We start from the raw sequence: 14,903 nt of genomic DNA, 5'->3' as shown, positions 1-14,903 counted from the left end.
AGCACGGAAGAAGCCCCCCGCTTCCGCGAGGGGCTTCTTCCGTGTCGTGCGCCGCCAGGGACTCGAACCCCGGACCCGCTGATTAAGAGTCAGCTGCTCTAACCAACTGAGCTAGCGGCGCCTGCTGACATCGTAGACCTTAGCACCCTGATCGGCGGGAGGAAAAATCGATATCCGCACGGTCGCGGAGGTGCTCGCACGGGCTGCTCGCACGGCCGCCCAGAGCAGTACCTCGGGCCCCGGAAGCCAAGGTCGACGGGTGTCCGGCGCGACGAGCCAGCGGGACCCGGGCCCGGCGGTACCGGCTGTTTCCGCCGTGCCGCCACCGTCGCCGCGGTCGCTCTCGACACCCTCGGCGGCGGCGAACACGGCCGGGACGGTCACGGCGTCCCCGGCGCCGTGACACAGGACGGGCGGGACGGCCCCGGTGCGGCCGGGCGACCCCCACTCCTCCCACTCCAGCAGGGTGGGGAGCCGGTGCGCGGTGCCGGGCGAGGCGAACAGCAGCATCCGCCCGCGGTACACGGCGACCGGTCCGGAGCCGGGCCCCTCCTCCCACAACCGGTCGAGCATCCGCCGCCCGAAGACCGCCGGCACGTTGACGACGTCGAACACGGTGCCGCACGGCAGTACCACGGGCGCGGTCGGCCGCTCCTCCCACAACGTCAACGCACTGCGCGGATACGTTCCTGCCGAGGCCAGCCAAGCCGCCCCCTCCGCCGTGACCCCCGCGACGTCGCCCCCGTCCCGCGGGTGCCTGCCCGACTCCACTCCAGCGCTCATACATCTAGGTCTACCGGCCGTAACCGCCCGACCCCGAGCGGTTGCCGGAAACTGATACGCGAGAGGGGCAAGTGGGGTATCTTGCCCACCCTGCATATGCCAGGGGCGTTTCACTTCCCACACGGCCCCCTCGCGCCCACCCGCGCCGAAAGCCCACCGCCAACCCGGCCGAGGCCGGCCCCGCGACACCGCGAGCACACCCGACCCCCCGGCCCAGCCCGACCACCGGCTCACTCACCCCGGCCGCTGACCCGCCGTTCAGATGGATTCCGGCCCACTCACATCCCGCCCCCGCTGAAGATCCCGCCCGAACTCGACCATCTTCTTCGCGTAGTCCTCGGTCCACTCGGCCCGCTCCGCGATGTCCGCCGGGGTCAGCCGATCGAACCGCCGGGGATCCGCAAGCTGCGCCGCCGCGATCGCCTGGAACTCCACGGCCCGGTCCGCGGCCGCCCGGAACGCCTGCGCCAACTCCGTCGCCCGCGACAGCAACGCCCGCGGATCGTCGATCGACTCCAGGTCGAAGAAGTGCTCGGGATCGCCGGCCGCCTCCGCCGGCTCGAAGAGCAGGGGCGCGGGGCGTAGCCGCGGTTCGTGCCGACGCGGCGTGGGCTCCGCCATGTCTTCTCCTCCTCGTACGACGGTTCGGTGGGCCACCCCCCGGGACGTCCGGGAGGAGGGCCACGTTCCATTGTCGCGTGACCGCGCAAGTGGGCATCGAAAGCGCCCGCCGCCCCGAGCGCCGCCCCTCCCACACCCGCGCCCCCCGAAGGCGCCACACCACCCGGAAGGCCCCCGGCCCTCTCACTCGGCCGCAGCCCGGCCCTCTCACTCGGCCGCAGCCCCCGGCCCCCTCGCTCGGCGCCCTGCCCGAACCGCTCGCCCCAGCGCCCTAGAAGATCTTCATGAGTCTTCTAGGGCCGCCAGGCCACCCGGTGCTCCCCCAGTTCCGCCAGCACCGCGTGGTTCGCCTCCCAGCCGTCCGGGAACTGCACGGTGACTCCCAGTTGGACCGGCTCGGTGGAGGGATGGTCGTCGAGGAGCTCGGGCACACCCGCCCGGCACACCACGACGCACGCGTGCCGGTGCCGGGAGGCGAGGACGCAGAGGCGTCCGGTCTCCAGGTGGAACGCCGTCGCGTCAGGGCGGCCGGAGAGGGGGTGCAGGACGACGGTGACGTCGTACTCCCGCCCCTGGAGCCGGTTGGCCGTGTCCACGACCACGTCCACGACCCCCAGCTCCGCCAGCGCGGAACGCACCGCGGCGGCCTGGTCGCGGTGGGCCGTGCCGACGGCGATCCGGTCGGCGGTCAGCGGCACGGGCGACTCGGACCGCTCGGAGGTCGCCGCCCCACCCCGGTCAAGCAGCCGCCGTACGACCTGCGCGACCGCCCGTACCGCCTCGGGATCGGTGCGGGGCGTGTGCCGGGCCGGCAGTTCCAGCAGGCCCCACCCCGACTCGGCCGCCTCGTCGATCACCCGGTCGGGCCCCGAACCGTCCGACGGCACCGCGAAGCCGAGCGTGCGGTCCCCGTGCCCCGTACCGCTGCGGAAGGGTGTGAAGGGATAGAACGCGTCGGAGACGAGCGGCGCGGCCGACGCGGGGAGCCGCCACGACACCGGCAGCCGGTGCTGCGGCAGCTCGGGGTTGTGGGCCAGCAGCGTCGTCACCGCCGACGCCGACGGGTCGTACGACAGCCCCGCCCACTGCTCGCTGCCCACGATCGCGAACGGGTCGAGCTGCCCGGGATCACCCACGAACAGTGCCCGCTCGAACAGCCCGGCCACGGCCAGCAACGCGTCCGACCGCATCTGGTAGGCCTCGTCGACGATCGCGTGCCGCCAGGGCTCGACCCCCTGCACATGCGCCCACTTCGCGGCCGTCGAGATGACGACGTCGAGCCCGGCCAGCTCGGCCGCCTTCGTCGACTTCCGTACGTTCGCCAGCGCGTCCAGCGCCTTGTCGTACGGGTCGCTGTCACTGCTGTGCAGCCGGCCGACCGGGAGGTCCGGGTCCTTCTCCGCGAGCCGGATCACCAGATCGTCGACCTGCGCGTTCGTCTGCGCGATGATCATCAACGGGCGCCCGGCGGAGGCGAGTTCCAGCGCGGCCCGGACGACGAGCGTCGACTTGCCGGCTCCGGGCGGCGAGTCGACCACGACACCACGCGCCTGCCCGTGCAGCGTGTCGCGCAGGATCGCGTCGGTGGCCCGGCCGGCGGCGGCCCCGGGGTCGAGTACGGCCTCGGCGCCGGTCACAGCACGTCCTCCTCGGTCACCGGGTCGGGCAGCGGTACGGCGTCGGACTCACCCGGCGGCCCGCCGTGCGTCCACGGTGTCTCCTCGGGGTCCGGCAGCTTCGCCCCGCCCCGCTGGTCGTGCTCGAAGAGGGTGAAGCAGAGCCGGTCCCCCTTCTCGGGCACGGACCCGGCCTCCGGTTCCTTGCCGCGCCCCATCCTGTCCATGATCCGCAGTACCAGAAGGCCCTCTTCCTCGGACGCCACGAACTCGGCCGTCTGCGGCTTCCCGCCCAGCGAGCGGTACACCTTCGCGCGCTCCGACAGATGCGGCCGGTCCTGGGTGCGTACGGTGATCAGTGGCCGTGGGCTGGGCCGCTTGCTCTCGCTGTACGCCATGACGACGTCCGTGACCTCACCGGCGAACGCCTCGCCGGCCAGGCGTCGCCCGGCCATGACGAGCGGGTCGTCGAGAGCCTCCTGGGCGTCGAGGCGGGCCTGCTCCCGCTCGCGCGCGGCGAGCTTGTTCGCGGCGGTGACCGCGTCGTCGATACGCGGCTGCGGGGGCTCCCCGGCGACGATCCGGTCCCGGTGGCCGGTGAAGGACCAGCGGTCGCGGGTCCACCGGTCGGCCGCGTGGGCGCCCTCCGGCAGGGTGCGCAACAGGTCGAGGCCGTGCCAGACCGCGTCCCAGGTGGGCCGGGTGCGGCTCTCGACGAGGGCGCGGATCTCGCGCTCGGCGGCGGTCAGCGCACCGAACCGGTCGTCGGCCTCCAGACCGTCCACGGCGGCGGCCAGGGCGAGCCGCGCCCGGTCGTACCGCTCGATGGCCGGGGCCAGCAGCTTGTTGTCGAACGCCGGGTCGGTCGCGGGCCCGGCGGGCGGGCACAGCAACTGGCCCTCGGCGTCCCGTGCCAGCTCGGCCCGCCGTGCCGCCGCCTCACCCGATTCCCCCGCCGGGGGGTCGATCCAGGCGAGCAGCGACCCCAGGTGCTGGTCCTCCACCCCGGACTGCCCGGTCGCCCAGTGCCGCGCCAGCAGATCGGTGAGCGCGAGCAGCAGCGAGGAGCCCGGCACCCGCGCCCGCTCCCCGAAGTGGGTGAGCCACCGCCCGAGCAACGGCACCCTCGGCGGCGCCGGATGGGGCGCCTCCGGGTCCTGCTCTGCGGTACGCCGGAACCGCATGGAGCGCCCGAGGAGCCGTACGAGGTCGATGCCCGACCGGCTGGGCACGAGCAACTGCGGGGCGTCCGCGCACAGTTCGACCTCCACCTTGACCCGCTTGCCGGTCTCCGGGTCGGTCTCGCTGCGTTCGGCGGCCTCCACGACCTCGGCGTAGGCGTCCACGTACGGCAGGACGATGTCCGCCAGTTCGGCCAGGAACGCGAACCGCAGGTCACGGTCGCGGGGCTGGGGCACCACGAGCAGCCGGGGTGCGTCCCGGTCGGTGCCGACGAGCGCGCCGAGCGGAGCGCCGGCCTCACCGGCGGTGATGAGCGGCACGAGGACGAGGGGCCGGGCGGAGAGGTGCCGGTGCAGGACCGTGGCCGCGGGCTGGGCGCGGCCCGAACTGACGGCTTCCAGACGGGCGAGGGTGGCGATCAGCGACACGCGGCACCCTCCGGGGGCGTGACCGTGAGGCCTTCACGGGACTCGGCGCCTACGGTTGCCCGGTGCTCGACGGGGATTCCCAGCGCCTCCGCGCGCAGCTCCGCCGCCCTGCGCAGGGCAGCCACCGCGGGGTCGTCCGGGTCGCCGGCCCTGCCGTGGGCCGCCGCGAGGACGTCCTCGACCGTCGTGAGGCCGCCCAACTCGGCCCGTGCGGCCCGCCCCAGGGACGTCACCGCGCCCTCCGTACGGGAGCGGGCCCGGCAGTGGAAGGCCAGCTCGCAGGCGGCCAGGCACTCGGGGGCGTAGGTCGCGGAAAGCTTCTCGACGGCGGCCGTCAGCTGTTCCCGGGGGAGTTCTGGGGCGAAACACGTGCCCTCGGGGAGCGCGTCCGCGATCTCCTCGATACGCGTCAGCCGTGTCAACTGGCGGCGGGTCACCGCCCGTTGTTTACGGATGTCCACAGCGGCGGCCGTCGGGAGGTTGGTGAAGTCCTTCGGACAGACCAGCAGCACCCGGTGGTGGACCTCGGGCGCGGGATGGAGCCGGGCGGCTACCTCCTCCAGCGCGAGCACGTAGACCGCGGACTGGCGGGCCGCCGCGCCCACCTTCGCCGGGTCCGCCGAACCGTCCAGCATCGGGAAGGACTTGATCTCGACGACCGACCAGGTGCCGTCCGGGTGGACCACCACCGCGTCCGGTTCCAGGAACGCGGGGGAACCGGCGACGTCGAGCGCGAGCATGGGGTGGTCGAGCAGCGCCCAGCCGCCCGCGTCCGTGGCCTCGCGGAGCGCCAGCGCCGTACGGGCGGCGCGGCCCTCGGGGCCGACGGCGGCGAGGTCGGGGACGGAGACGGGTGACGCGGCGGGTGGCTCGGCGGCGGGGTCCAGTCTCTCGTGCACCAGCCGCAGCAACTCCGCGCCGCCGTCCGCCTTGACCCGGGCCTCGAAGGCATTGCCCCGCATGAAGGCGAACTGGGACTGGCCGAAGGCGGAGGGCGAGCCGAGCGCGCCCGCCAGCACCGCCTTGTTCACGCCCGCGCCGTCCAGCAGAGCGCGGCGCTCACAGCCCGGGTTCGCCGCGAGCGCGGCCAGGGCGCGGGCGTCCAGCGCCTTGGGTGGGACCTCGGGTCCGCGCAGCTCAGCGAGCCGCTGCCGCAGCGCTGCCCCCCGCTTCCGAGGGGGCGGCACCCGGCTCGGGTTCGGTGATCCGCTGCCGTGGAATTCGCTCACCCGGGGAAGTCTGGCATCCAGCACTGACAATCGGGGAAACCGAGCCCGGGGAGGCGGCCGTGCCGGGAGCGACGACAGGGGTGCGAGCGGCGGGAGCGGCGGGCGTACCGGCGAAGCGGCCGCCCCCGGCCGTCGCCGCTCCGAGCCCGAGCGCGACCCGGCACCGGTCCACGGTCCGCATCACCAGCGGTGTGAGCAGCAGGCCGACGCCCATCACGGCGGCGCCGGCCACCGCGTCGAGGAAGTAGTGGTTCGCGGTGCCCATCACCACGATCGTGGTGATCAGCGGGTACGCGATCGCGGCCGTCCGCACGAGGCGCGAGCCGCCGCCGAAGCGCCAGAGGATCACACCGCACCACAGGGCCCAGCCGACGTGCAGGCTGGGCATCGCCGCGTACTGGTTCGTCATGCCGCCCAGGCCCCGGGGCGCGCTGGCCTGACCGCCCCACCAGCCCCAGGCGCTGTAGTGGGCCATGGTGTCGACGAACCCGTGGGACGGGTCGAGCAGCCGGGGCGGGCAGGTCGGGAGCAGGGTGAAGCCGATGAGGCCGATGAAGGTGGAGGTCATCAGCCAGGTGCGGGCCGCGCGGTAGCGCACGGTGCGGGACCTGAAGAGCCAGACCAGGAGCAGGGGCGTGACCAGGTAGTGCAGGGACGCGTACCAGAAGTCGGCGGGTATCCCTATCCAGGGTTCACGGGTGAACAGACGGTTGAGCGGATGCTCGGCGTTGAGCCACAGGGCCTTCTCGAAGCGCAGGATCCCCAGGCCGTGGTCGACGGCCGTGGAGGTGTCGCCCCGGGCGAGCAGCCGTCCGGCCGAGTACGCCCCGTACACCAGCAGGATCAGCGGCAGCTCGGTCCACCAGCGGGGCCGTGGGTTCGGCGCCGCCTCGGTAACCGGTGCGCCGGTCGCTCTCGTCACCGGTGCCTCGGTCGCCTCGGTCTGCGGCATCCGAAAGTCCTCCCCCGTCTGTGTGTCGGTGTTCACCTGTGTGTGGTGCTGGTGTGGCCCCTGTGCAAGACGTTGTCCAAGACGCTGAGATCGCCTCCCGGGTTGCCCTCGGACAGCGTGAGCGATGATGGACGTGTCCGTCTCATGATTTTCCCTTCTCCCGGAGGGCTCCCGAAAGGTCGCTCATGGCACCGCGCATCCTGCTGGCCCGGCACGGACAGACGGAATGGTCCCTGCTCGGGAAGCACACCGGCAGGACGGACATCCCCCTCCTCGACGAGGGCCGACGCGGTGCCAAGCTCCTCGGGGAGCGCCTGCACCGGGCGCCCCTGGACGGGCTGCCCGGTGCCGACGTCCGTACGAGTCCCCTCGTGCGGGCGCGTGAGACCTGCGAACTCGCCGGCTTCGCAGACCGGGCCACCGAGTGGGACGCGCTCATGGAGGTGGACTACGGGGCGTACGAGGGGCTCACACCCGCCGAGATCCAGGCCTTCCGGCCGGGCTGGCTGATGTGGCGTGACGGTGTCCCCGAGGGGGAGACCCTTCAGCAGCTCTCCGGGCGCGCGGACGAGGTGGTCGCGTGGGCGCGGTCCGCCGAGCGCGACGTGCTCGTCTTCGCCCACGGCCACATCCTGCGCTCCATAGCCGCCCGCTGGCTGGGCCTGGACCTCGCCTTCGCCGCCCGAGTCCGCCTCAACCCGACGTCCCTGTCGGTGCTGGGCTGGGCCTACGGCGACCCGGCGATCGAGTCCTGGAACGACACGGGTCACCTGACACCCTGACCGAACACCCCGACCGAGCCACACCCCCGCCTGAGCCGTCCTGCCCGGCCGGCCAGGCTGCCCCGCCGGCCCGGGGCCCTTCTGATGGACCCTGTCCGCGGGCAGTCGTGCCACTGGGGCGATGGGGCGCTGGGGCGCTGGGGGCGCCTCCCGCTCGAGCGAAGCCGTGAGTGGGGGAGGGGGGCGCGGCGGCACCCGGCGAGCGCCGGTTGGCGAGACCCGGCCCCGCCCAGCCCCGCCCAGCCGCGACCGCCGGGCGCCCCTCGACTACGCGGTCCGCGCGACCCCCGCGTGCCGCTCCAGGAACGCCGACACCCCCGAGGCCCGCCGATGCGGCAGCAACACCCGCGCCGTGCCCGCCAGCATCTGCTGCACCCGTGAGGACTGCACCTCGTCCAGCAGGTCGAGCACCCGCATCCCCGCCGCCGCGGCCTCGTCGGGACGCCCCCCGCGCGCGAGGTCGTCGGCGAGCTCGGCCGTGTAGAGCGCGATGTTGCGTGTGAAGTGCGGGTTCTGCAGCCCGGCGGCGCGGCGCGCGTGCCGGGCCGCCCGGGGCCAGTCGCCCAGCGTGGACCAGCACTGCGCCTCGAGGCCCTCCAACTCGGCCTCCCCGTAGAAGCTCATCCACTCCGGATCGGCCTCGGACGCCCCCCGCCCGAACAGGGCGTGCGCGCGGGCCAGCGCCTGCTCGCAGCCCGTGCGGTCGGCGAGCCCGGCCCAGCCGCCCGCCTCCCGCAGCGCCAGCAGGGACATCAGCCGAGGGGAGCCCAGCGGCCGGGCGACCCGCTGCGCGGCCTGCGCCGCCCGTACCGCCTCGCGCGGCCGGCCCGCGTCCCGGGCGAGGAAGGCCGTGTTGCAGAACGCGTGCGCCTCCAGGCCCGGGTCCCCCGACATCCGGGCCGTGGCCAGCGCCTCCGCGTAGTGCGAGCGGGCGTCGTCGAACCGCCCCGAGTCATGGGCCAGCCAGCCCACGGAGATGGCCAGTTCCCCCGCCCCCGCGTACAGCCGGTCGGCGGTGGTCTGCCGGGTGGTGCCCGCGTCGAGCAGCGCGTACGCGGCCCGCAGCGGCGCCGAGGCCCTGCGGTACAGCCCGTCGGCTCCGTGCCGGTCGTCGAGCAGCCGGATCTTGCGTACGGCTGCTTCGAGGGCGCCCGCCTCCCCCGTGCCCGCCCGGTGCACGGGCCGGGTCGCGGCCGCGGCCGAGGCCGCGCCGCCGAGGGTGAAGGGGCCGAAGGAGGCGGCCGCCATCGCGGCGGTACCTCCGGTCATGAACGCGCGACGCTGCACGTCGCTCTCCTCGTCGTTCTGGTACGCCTGGTGCGTGCCCCGCCGGCCGCGCGCATAGCCCGTGTCGCCCCGCGGGTCCTGCATGTCGTACATCTCTTGCGTGTCATACGGGTCGTGCGCCCCTTCGGTCTCACCCCCCGTTCCGTGTGAGGAGTGCGAGCGGCTCTTGTTGCGAGGGGAGGGCGCCTCGTCGGTGGGACGCGCCCCCCGACCGCGTACCTCCGCGCGGGGCGCGAAACCCAGGTCGGTCAGCGTTCGGCCGGGAAACATATGCAGGAACACCCGTTCGTACGCGTAGTTGGGGCAGCGGATCTCGCCCGCCTCGACCCGTCCGACGTACCGCGCGTCGCAGCTCACCCGCTCGCCGATCTCACGCGCGGCCCGGCGTACCGCCGCGGCGAACTCACCGGGCGACCGCTGTCCGCGCAGTTGCCGGAAGGCGAGGTTCGGCCGCTGTGGACGGGGGGACTGGGACGAGGTCACCGATGACGACGTCATGGCCGGGCCCTCTCTCGCGAACCGTCGAACCATGCCGGAACCAGTCGGACTCGTGTGCGTGCTGCACGGTTGGTTCCACTGCGTCCGGCGGGGCAAGAACGTACCCGCCCCGTCGATGCCCCCACGCGAGGTTTGGCTACAAACCGGATATCTCATCCTGGATCTGCCATGAACTGCCATCCTTTGCGGCGCAGTTTCGCCGTAGCCGTTGACGGGGAGGCGCGTTGGGCAGGGGGCTGGTAGGCGTGGGAGGCCCGGATGAAGAACCTCGAACCCCGTTCCGATTGCGACCTGGTGACCGTGCCCGCGCGGCAGGGGCTGGAGGCGGTCGACATCCTTCGCCGGGGCGCCCTCGACGCGGTGGGTCCCGTCATGACGGTCGGGCCCGTTCTGCATGACGTCATGTGCGACACGCTCGGTTTCCTGGTGCCGCCCGGTACGGCGGACGCGTGGGACGTGCCGGGGAGCACGTGCACGCACAGCGACGGGCGGGGGGCCGTGCTGGTGCCCGCCGAGGGGGCGGACTGGTTGTTGCCGCCGGGCGAGGTGGATCTGGCGACCGATCCGACGGTGTTGCGGGCGGCACTGGACGAGGCGGCGCGGTTGATCGAGGCGGCGGACAACTGTCGGTAGAGCCGATAATGAGGGAGTGGGCAGGTCGAAGAAGGGGCAGGGGCGGCGTGGTCAGGGGGCCGACGTCGTGGTCGAGGAGGTCGACGGAGGGCTCGCGGAGCTCGTGCCGGACCGGGACCGGGGGCGGGCGTGGACGTTGCTGGTCGACGGGGCGCCGCAGTCGCACGTCGATCTGGATGACCCGGCGTATCTGTCCTTCGAGTACCAGCGGCGGCTCGGGCATGTCATCGATCTCGTCGCTGCGGCCGGGCGGCCCGTGCACGCCGTGCACCTCGGCGGGGGCGCTTTCACCCTCGCCCGCTATGTCGCCGCCACCCGGCCCCGCTCCACCCAGCAGGTCGTCGAGCGGGACGCCGCACTGGTCCAACTCGTCCGCCGGGAACTGCCGTTGGATTCGAACGCCCGGATACGGGTGCGGTCGACGGACGCCCGTGAAGGGCTCGCCAAGGTGCCGGACGGATGGGCGGACCTGGTGATCGCGGACGTGTTCAGCGCGGCGCGCACCCCGGCGCATCTGACATCCACGGAATTCCTCGCGGACGTACGGCGGGTGGTGAAGCCCGGCGGGCTCTACGCCGCCAACCTCGCCGACGGCCCTCCGCTGGCCCATCTGCGCGGCCAGATCGCCACCGCGGCCGCGGTCTTCCCGGAACTGGCGCTGGTCGCCGACCCGACCGTGCTGCGGGGCAGGCGATTCGGCAACGCGGTCCTCGTCGCCTCCGACCGGCCGCTGCCCGTCGCCGAACTGACCCGCCGCGCCGCCTCCGACCCGCACCCCGGCCGTGTCGAACACGGCAGGGCGCTCACCGACTTCACCGGGGGCGCGGTGCCGGTGACGGACGCGGCGGCGGTGGCCTCACCGGCTCCGCCGTCGTCCGTGTTCCGCTGAGGCGTGGCACCCGCAGAAGTTCCGGACGTCCACCCGGGGCGAGCCGGCCGCCGCCCTGGACGCCCTCCTCGGCGGTCCTCCGGCGGCGGGGGGGTACCGCGTTCGCGGTCGACGTTCACAACGGTGAGGACGCCGTGATCGTTCTCGTCTCCGACGCGGGTTCCGGGATCGCCGACCCGGAGGGCGCGACGGCCCGTGGCCGTGGCCCAGGCGGTGACGGCTCCACCGGTCTCGGCCTCGACATCGTGCGCCGACTCGCCGAGTCGACCGGCGGCGATGTGCGCCTCGGTCCGTCGGTGCCCGGGTGGTACCGAGGTACGATCCCGATCCAGCTCGACGGGGGAGTGGCGGGGGAGTGGCGGGGCACGGAAGGGCGTGGGCCCGGCGGGACATCGGGGCGCTTCCCTGCGCCGCCGCAAACACACCAGGGCGCCCTCCGCCCTCGGACGGGCCGCGCCCGGAACCGTGAGCGAGGTTGTGCGGTCGCGGGGTCCCCGTATATGGGCCCCTGTCCGCGGGTGTTGTAGATCACGTGTGTGACGGTCACGTTTCGACAACCAGGGATTACGTTTCAACAAAGGGGGACATGAAGCCTTGACGGGTGACAGCGGGTGCGGCTGTTATTGCGGCCAGCCGTGTTCGGTCGAGTTGGTTTCTGATTGTTTTCGATCAGTGGCCGGCGAGGGCCAGTACGACCGAACCACCTGTCCCCCAGGGAGCCGTACATGCATCACACACCTTCCGGTCTCGCCGTCCCCGGTACGAGCCGTCGCACCCTGCTGCGCGGCGTTGGCGGGGCGGCGGCACTCGGCGCGGGAATCCCCCTGCTCAGCGCCTGCGGCGGCAGCGGTACGGCTGCCGACCCGAAGACCGTCACCGTCGGCTCCAACGCGTCCGACGCGGTGCCGAAGAAGGCGTTCGCCGAGATCTACGCGGCCTTCAAGAAGCAGTCCGGGGTCACGGTCGATGTGAACACCAAGGACCACAACACGTTCCAGGAGCAGATCAACTCCTACCTGCAGGGCACGCCGGACGACGTGTTCCACTGGTTCGCGGGCTACCGCATGCAGTTCTTCGCGGCCAAGGGTCTCGCCACCCCGATCGACGACGTGTGGGGCAAGATCGGCGGGAACTTCCCCGACGCGATGAAGAAGCTCAGCCAGGGCGAGGACGGCAAGTCCTACTTCGTGCCGCTGTACACCTACCCCTGGGCGCTCTTCTACCGCAAGAGCGTCTTCCAGGAGAAGGGCTACGAGGTTCCCACCACGTGGGACCAGCTGATCGCCCTGTGCAAGCAGATGCAGAAGGACAAGCTCGTCCCGATCGCCTTCGGTGACAAGGACGCGTGGCCGGCGATGGGCACCTTCGACCAGCTCAACTTCCGCGCCAACGGCTACGACTTCCACGTCGAGCTGATGGCGGGCAAGGCGTCCTGGACGGACGCCAAGGTCCGCAAGACGTTCGACCTGTGGGCCGAGCTGCTGCCGTACCACCAGGAGGGCGCGGTCGGCCGCACCTGGCAGGACGCGGCGCAGACGCTGGTGTCGAAGAAGGCGGGCATGTACCTGCTGGGCTCGTTCGTGGGCCAGCAGTTCACCAACAAGGCCGACCTGGACGACCTCGACTTCTTCGCCTTCCCGGAGATCGACCCGGCGTACGGCCAGGACACCGTCGAGGCCCCGACCGACGGCTTCATGATGAGCAAGAGCCCGAAGAACAAGGCCGGTGCCGTCAAGCTGATGGAGTTCCTCGGCACCCCGGAGGCCGAGCAGATCTACCTCAAGGCCGACCCGAACGTGGTGGCGGCCTCCACCAAGGCCGACACCTCCTCGTACACGCCGCTGCAGAAGAAGGCGTACGAGATGATCTCCGGTGCCAAGAGCCTCACCCAGTTCATGGACCGTGACAGCCGCCCGGACTTCACCTCCACGGTGATGCAGCCGGCGCTGCAGAAGTTCATCCGTGACCCCAAGGGCGTCGACAGCCTGCTCTCGTCGATCGAACGCCAGAAGAAGACGATCTTCGCGTCCTGACGACCGAACGACCGTCCTGACGATCGACCGTCCTCACGACTGGATGACCTCCTGACATGACGACCACCCCCACCGAGAGCCCGGAGGCGGCCACGCCGCCTCCGGGCTCCGGCCCTGCCGCCAAGTCCGCGCAGACGGACAAGAAGGTGCCCCAGGGGCACCGGCGTCTCCTCACGCGCCGCGACCGGCTCACGCTGGGTCTGATGGCGGGTCTGCCGACGATCCTGCACGTCGCCCTGGTCTGGGTGACGGCTCTCGCGTCGATCGCGCTGGCCTTCACCACCTGGGACGGCATCGGCTTCGACTCCATCAAGTGGGTCGGGCTGCACAACTTCGAGGAACTGTTCACCAACAACCCGCAGTTCTGGCCCGCCGTCGAGCACAACATCGTCTGGTTCGTGGCGCTGATTCTGATCCCCACACCGCTGGGCCTGTTCCTGGCCGTGCAGCTGGACAAGCAGATCCGGTTCTCCCGGGTCTACCAGACGGCGTTCTTCCTGCCCGTCGTGATGTCCCTCGCGGTCATCGGCTTCGTCTGGCAGCTGATCTACAACCCCGACACCGGCCTGATCAACAGCCTGATCGGCGCCAACGAACCGGGCCACTACATCGACTGGATCGGCGACCCCGACCTCAACCTCTGGGCCATCCTCGTTGCCGCGTCCTGGCGCCACACCGGCTACATGATGATCCTCTACCTGGCCGGTCTGAAGGGCGTCGACCCCTCGCTGCGGGAGGCCTCCGCCCTGGACGGGGCGAACGAGTGGCAGACGTTCAAGAACGTCATCTTCCCCACCCTGCGCCCCACCAACACGGTCGTCCTGGTCGTCACCATCATCGAGGCCCTGCGCGCCTTCGACCTCGTCTTCGTCTTCAACAAGGGCGCCGAGGGCACGGAACTGCTCTCCATCCTGGTCACCAACAACATCATCGGGGAGTCCAGCCGGATCGGATACGGCTCCGCGATCGCCGTCGTCCTGCTGGTGATCTCCCTCGCCGTGATCATCCCCTACCTGATCGCGACCTTCCGGAAGGAGCGGCGCGCATGAGCACCACCGTCGACACCACCGCCGCGAGTGCCACCGCCAAGGAGCGCACGCCCGTCCGCCCCGCCCGGATCCTGCTGCACGTCTTCCTCGCCGGCATGGCACTGGCCTGGCTGGCGCCCCTGCTGTGGGCGCTGTACGCGGCCATGCGCCCCTACGGCGAGACATCCGAGAAGGGCTACGTCTCGTGGCCCGACACACTCGGCTTCGACAACTTCACGAACGCGTTCACCCAGTCGGACATGACGCACTACTTCGTGAACACCCTGGTCATCGCCGTCCCGGCGGTGCTGCTGACGCTGTTCCTGTCGTCGATGGTCGCCTTCTACGTCAGCCGCTTCGACTTCCGGATCAACCTCTTCCTGCTGCTGGTCTTCACCGCCGGCAACCTGCTCCCGCAGCAGGTCATCATCACCCCGCTGTACCGCCTGTACCTGCTCATCGACCTGCCCGGCATCACCATGAGCGGCAAGCTGTACGACTCCGCCCTCGGGCTCGTGCTCATCCACGTGGCCTTCCAGGCCGGGTTCTGCGCCTTCGTGCTCAGCAACTACATGCGCTCCCTGCCGCACGAGCTCACCGAGGCCGCGCTCGTGGACGGCGCGTCCGTGTGGCGCCTGTACTGGCAGATCGTGCTGCCGCTGTGCAAGCCGGCGATGGCCGCCCTGGGGACCCTGCTCTCCATCTGGATCTACAACGACTTCTTCTGGGCCCTCGTCCTGATCTCCACCGGCGAGAACATGCCGATCACCTCGGCGCTGAACAACCTCTCCGGCCAGTACTTCACCGACCCCAACCTGGTCGCCGCCGGTGCCCTGCTCACCGCGATCCCCACCCTGATCGTGTACTTCGCGCTCCAGCGGCAGTTCGTCAGCGGCCTCACCCTCGGCGCCAACAAGGGCTGACCGGCCACTTCTGAGAGAG

At 71.9% G+C, this 14,903-nt stretch carries 13 protein-coding genes, 1 tRNA gene and 1 pseudogene; 7 read left to right on the top strand and 8 right to left on the bottom strand.

Features of this window, described 5'->3' with window-relative positions; translation table 11 throughout:
- Nucleotides 1-47: 47 nt before the first annotated feature.
- The 7 genes from ACFY9I_RS04605 to ACFY9I_RS04575 all read right to left on the bottom strand — a co-directional run bounded on the left by ACFY9I_RS04605 (nucleotide 48) and on the right by ACFY9I_RS04575 (nucleotide 6,811).
- Nucleotides 48-121: transfer RNA gene (locus tag ACFY9I_RS04605), tRNA-Lys, on the bottom strand.
- On the bottom strand, nucleotides 112-783 hold the full coding sequence (locus ACFY9I_RS04600) for a bifunctional DNA primase/polymerase (protein ID WP_390996586.1): 672 nt from the start codon (nucleotides 781-783) through the stop codon (nucleotides 112-114). The genes ACFY9I_RS04605 and ACFY9I_RS04600 overlap by 10 nt, the downstream gene beginning before the upstream one ends.
- Before the next feature lie 258 nt (nucleotides 784-1,041).
- Nucleotides 1,042-1,404, bottom strand: a complete 363-nt coding sequence (locus tag ACFY9I_RS04595) for a hypothetical protein (protein ID WP_390996583.1) — start codon at nucleotides 1,402-1,404, stop codon at nucleotides 1,042-1,044.
- 293 nt (nucleotides 1,405-1,697) lie between these two features.
- The gene (locus ACFY9I_RS04590) at nucleotides 1,698-3,041 is read right to left on the bottom strand and encodes an AAA domain-containing protein (RefSeq protein WP_390996581.1); all 1,344 of its coding nucleotides are present in this window, start codon (nucleotides 3,039-3,041) and stop codon (nucleotides 1,698-1,700) included.
- Nucleotides 3,038-4,630 (bottom strand): hypothetical protein, encoded by a 1,593-nt coding sequence (locus tag ACFY9I_RS04585; RefSeq protein WP_390996579.1) that lies wholly within the window; start codon nucleotides 4,628-4,630, stop codon nucleotides 3,038-3,040. The genes ACFY9I_RS04590 and ACFY9I_RS04585 overlap by 4 nt, the downstream gene beginning before the upstream one ends.
- The gene (locus ACFY9I_RS04580) at nucleotides 4,621-5,817 is read right to left on the bottom strand and encodes a hypothetical protein (protein ID WP_390997018.1); all 1,197 of its coding nucleotides are present in this window, start codon (nucleotides 5,815-5,817) and stop codon (nucleotides 4,621-4,623) included. Before ACFY9I_RS04580 ends, ACFY9I_RS04585 begins: the two co-directional genes overlap by 10 nt.
- Nucleotides 5,768-6,811 carry a phosphatase PAP2 family protein gene (locus tag ACFY9I_RS04575; protein ID WP_390996576.1) on the bottom strand — a complete coding sequence of 348 codons (1,044 nt, stop codon included), beginning with the start codon at nucleotides 6,809-6,811 and terminating at the stop codon, nucleotides 5,768-5,770. Before ACFY9I_RS04575 ends, ACFY9I_RS04580 begins: the two co-directional genes overlap by 50 nt.
- Nucleotides 6,812-6,996: 185 nt before the next feature.
- Between ACFY9I_RS04575 and ACFY9I_RS04570 the strand changes: the two genes are divergently transcribed.
- Nucleotides 6,997-7,593 carry a histidine phosphatase family protein gene (locus ACFY9I_RS04570; protein ID WP_390996573.1) on the top strand — a complete coding sequence of 199 codons (597 nt, stop codon included), beginning with the start codon at nucleotides 6,997-6,999 and terminating at the stop codon, nucleotides 7,591-7,593.
- Nucleotides 7,594-7,860: 267 nt separating this feature from the next.
- Here ACFY9I_RS04570 and ACFY9I_RS04565 read toward each other — a convergent pair whose 3' ends face one another.
- Complete coding sequence (locus tag ACFY9I_RS04565; protein ID WP_390996570.1) at nucleotides 7,861-9,378, bottom strand: hypothetical protein; 1,518 nt, start codon at nucleotides 9,376-9,378, stop codon at nucleotides 7,861-7,863.
- A 258-nt stretch (nucleotides 9,379-9,636) separates the two neighbouring features.
- On the opposite strand from ACFY9I_RS04565, the gene ACFY9I_RS04560 reads away from it, so the two are divergent.
- The 6 genes and pseudogenes from ACFY9I_RS04560 (at nucleotide 9,637) to ACFY9I_RS04535 (ending at nucleotide 14,884) form a co-directional block, all read left to right on the top strand.
- The gene (locus ACFY9I_RS04560; protein WP_390996568.1) at nucleotides 9,637-10,011 is read left to right on the top strand and encodes a hypothetical protein; all 375 of its coding nucleotides are present in this window, start codon (nucleotides 9,637-9,639) and stop codon (nucleotides 10,009-10,011) included.
- Between the two features lie 16 nt (nucleotides 10,012-10,027).
- Entirely contained in the window at nucleotides 10,028-10,900 is an 873-nt protein-coding gene (locus tag ACFY9I_RS04555) for a fused MFS/spermidine synthase (RefSeq protein ID WP_390996565.1), read from the top strand.
- Nucleotides 10,901-10,934: 34 nt separating this feature from the next.
- Nucleotides 10,935-11,427: pseudogene (locus ACFY9I_RS04550) on the top strand (ATP-binding protein); the annotation flags it as partial.
- Nucleotides 11,428-11,625: 198 nt separating this feature from the next.
- A complete protein-coding gene (locus tag ACFY9I_RS04545; protein ID WP_390996562.1) occupies nucleotides 11,626-12,933 on the top strand; it encodes an extracellular solute-binding protein in 1,308 nt (435 codons plus the stop codon).
- A gap of 56 nt (nucleotides 12,934-12,989) precedes the next feature.
- Nucleotides 12,990-13,982, top strand: coding sequence for an ABC transporter permease subunit (locus ACFY9I_RS04540; protein WP_390996559.1), 993 nt, complete (start codon nucleotides 12,990-12,992; stop codon nucleotides 13,980-13,982).
- Complete coding sequence (locus ACFY9I_RS04535; RefSeq protein ID WP_390996557.1) at nucleotides 13,979-14,884, top strand: ABC transporter permease subunit; 906 nt, start codon at nucleotides 13,979-13,981, stop codon at nucleotides 14,882-14,884. Before ACFY9I_RS04540 ends, ACFY9I_RS04535 begins: the two co-directional genes overlap by 4 nt.
- The last annotated feature ends 19 nt before the right edge of the window (nucleotides 14,885-14,903 follow it).

This window comes from Streptomyces sp. NPDC012510, from assembly GCF_042955065.1.
In the GTDB taxonomy this organism is placed as follows: domain Bacteria; phylum Actinomycetota; class Actinomycetes; order Streptomycetales; family Streptomycetaceae; genus Streptomyces.
The sequence above is the reverse complement of the archived record's forward strand: the minus strand, read 5'-3'. Positions and strand labels throughout refer to the sequence as shown.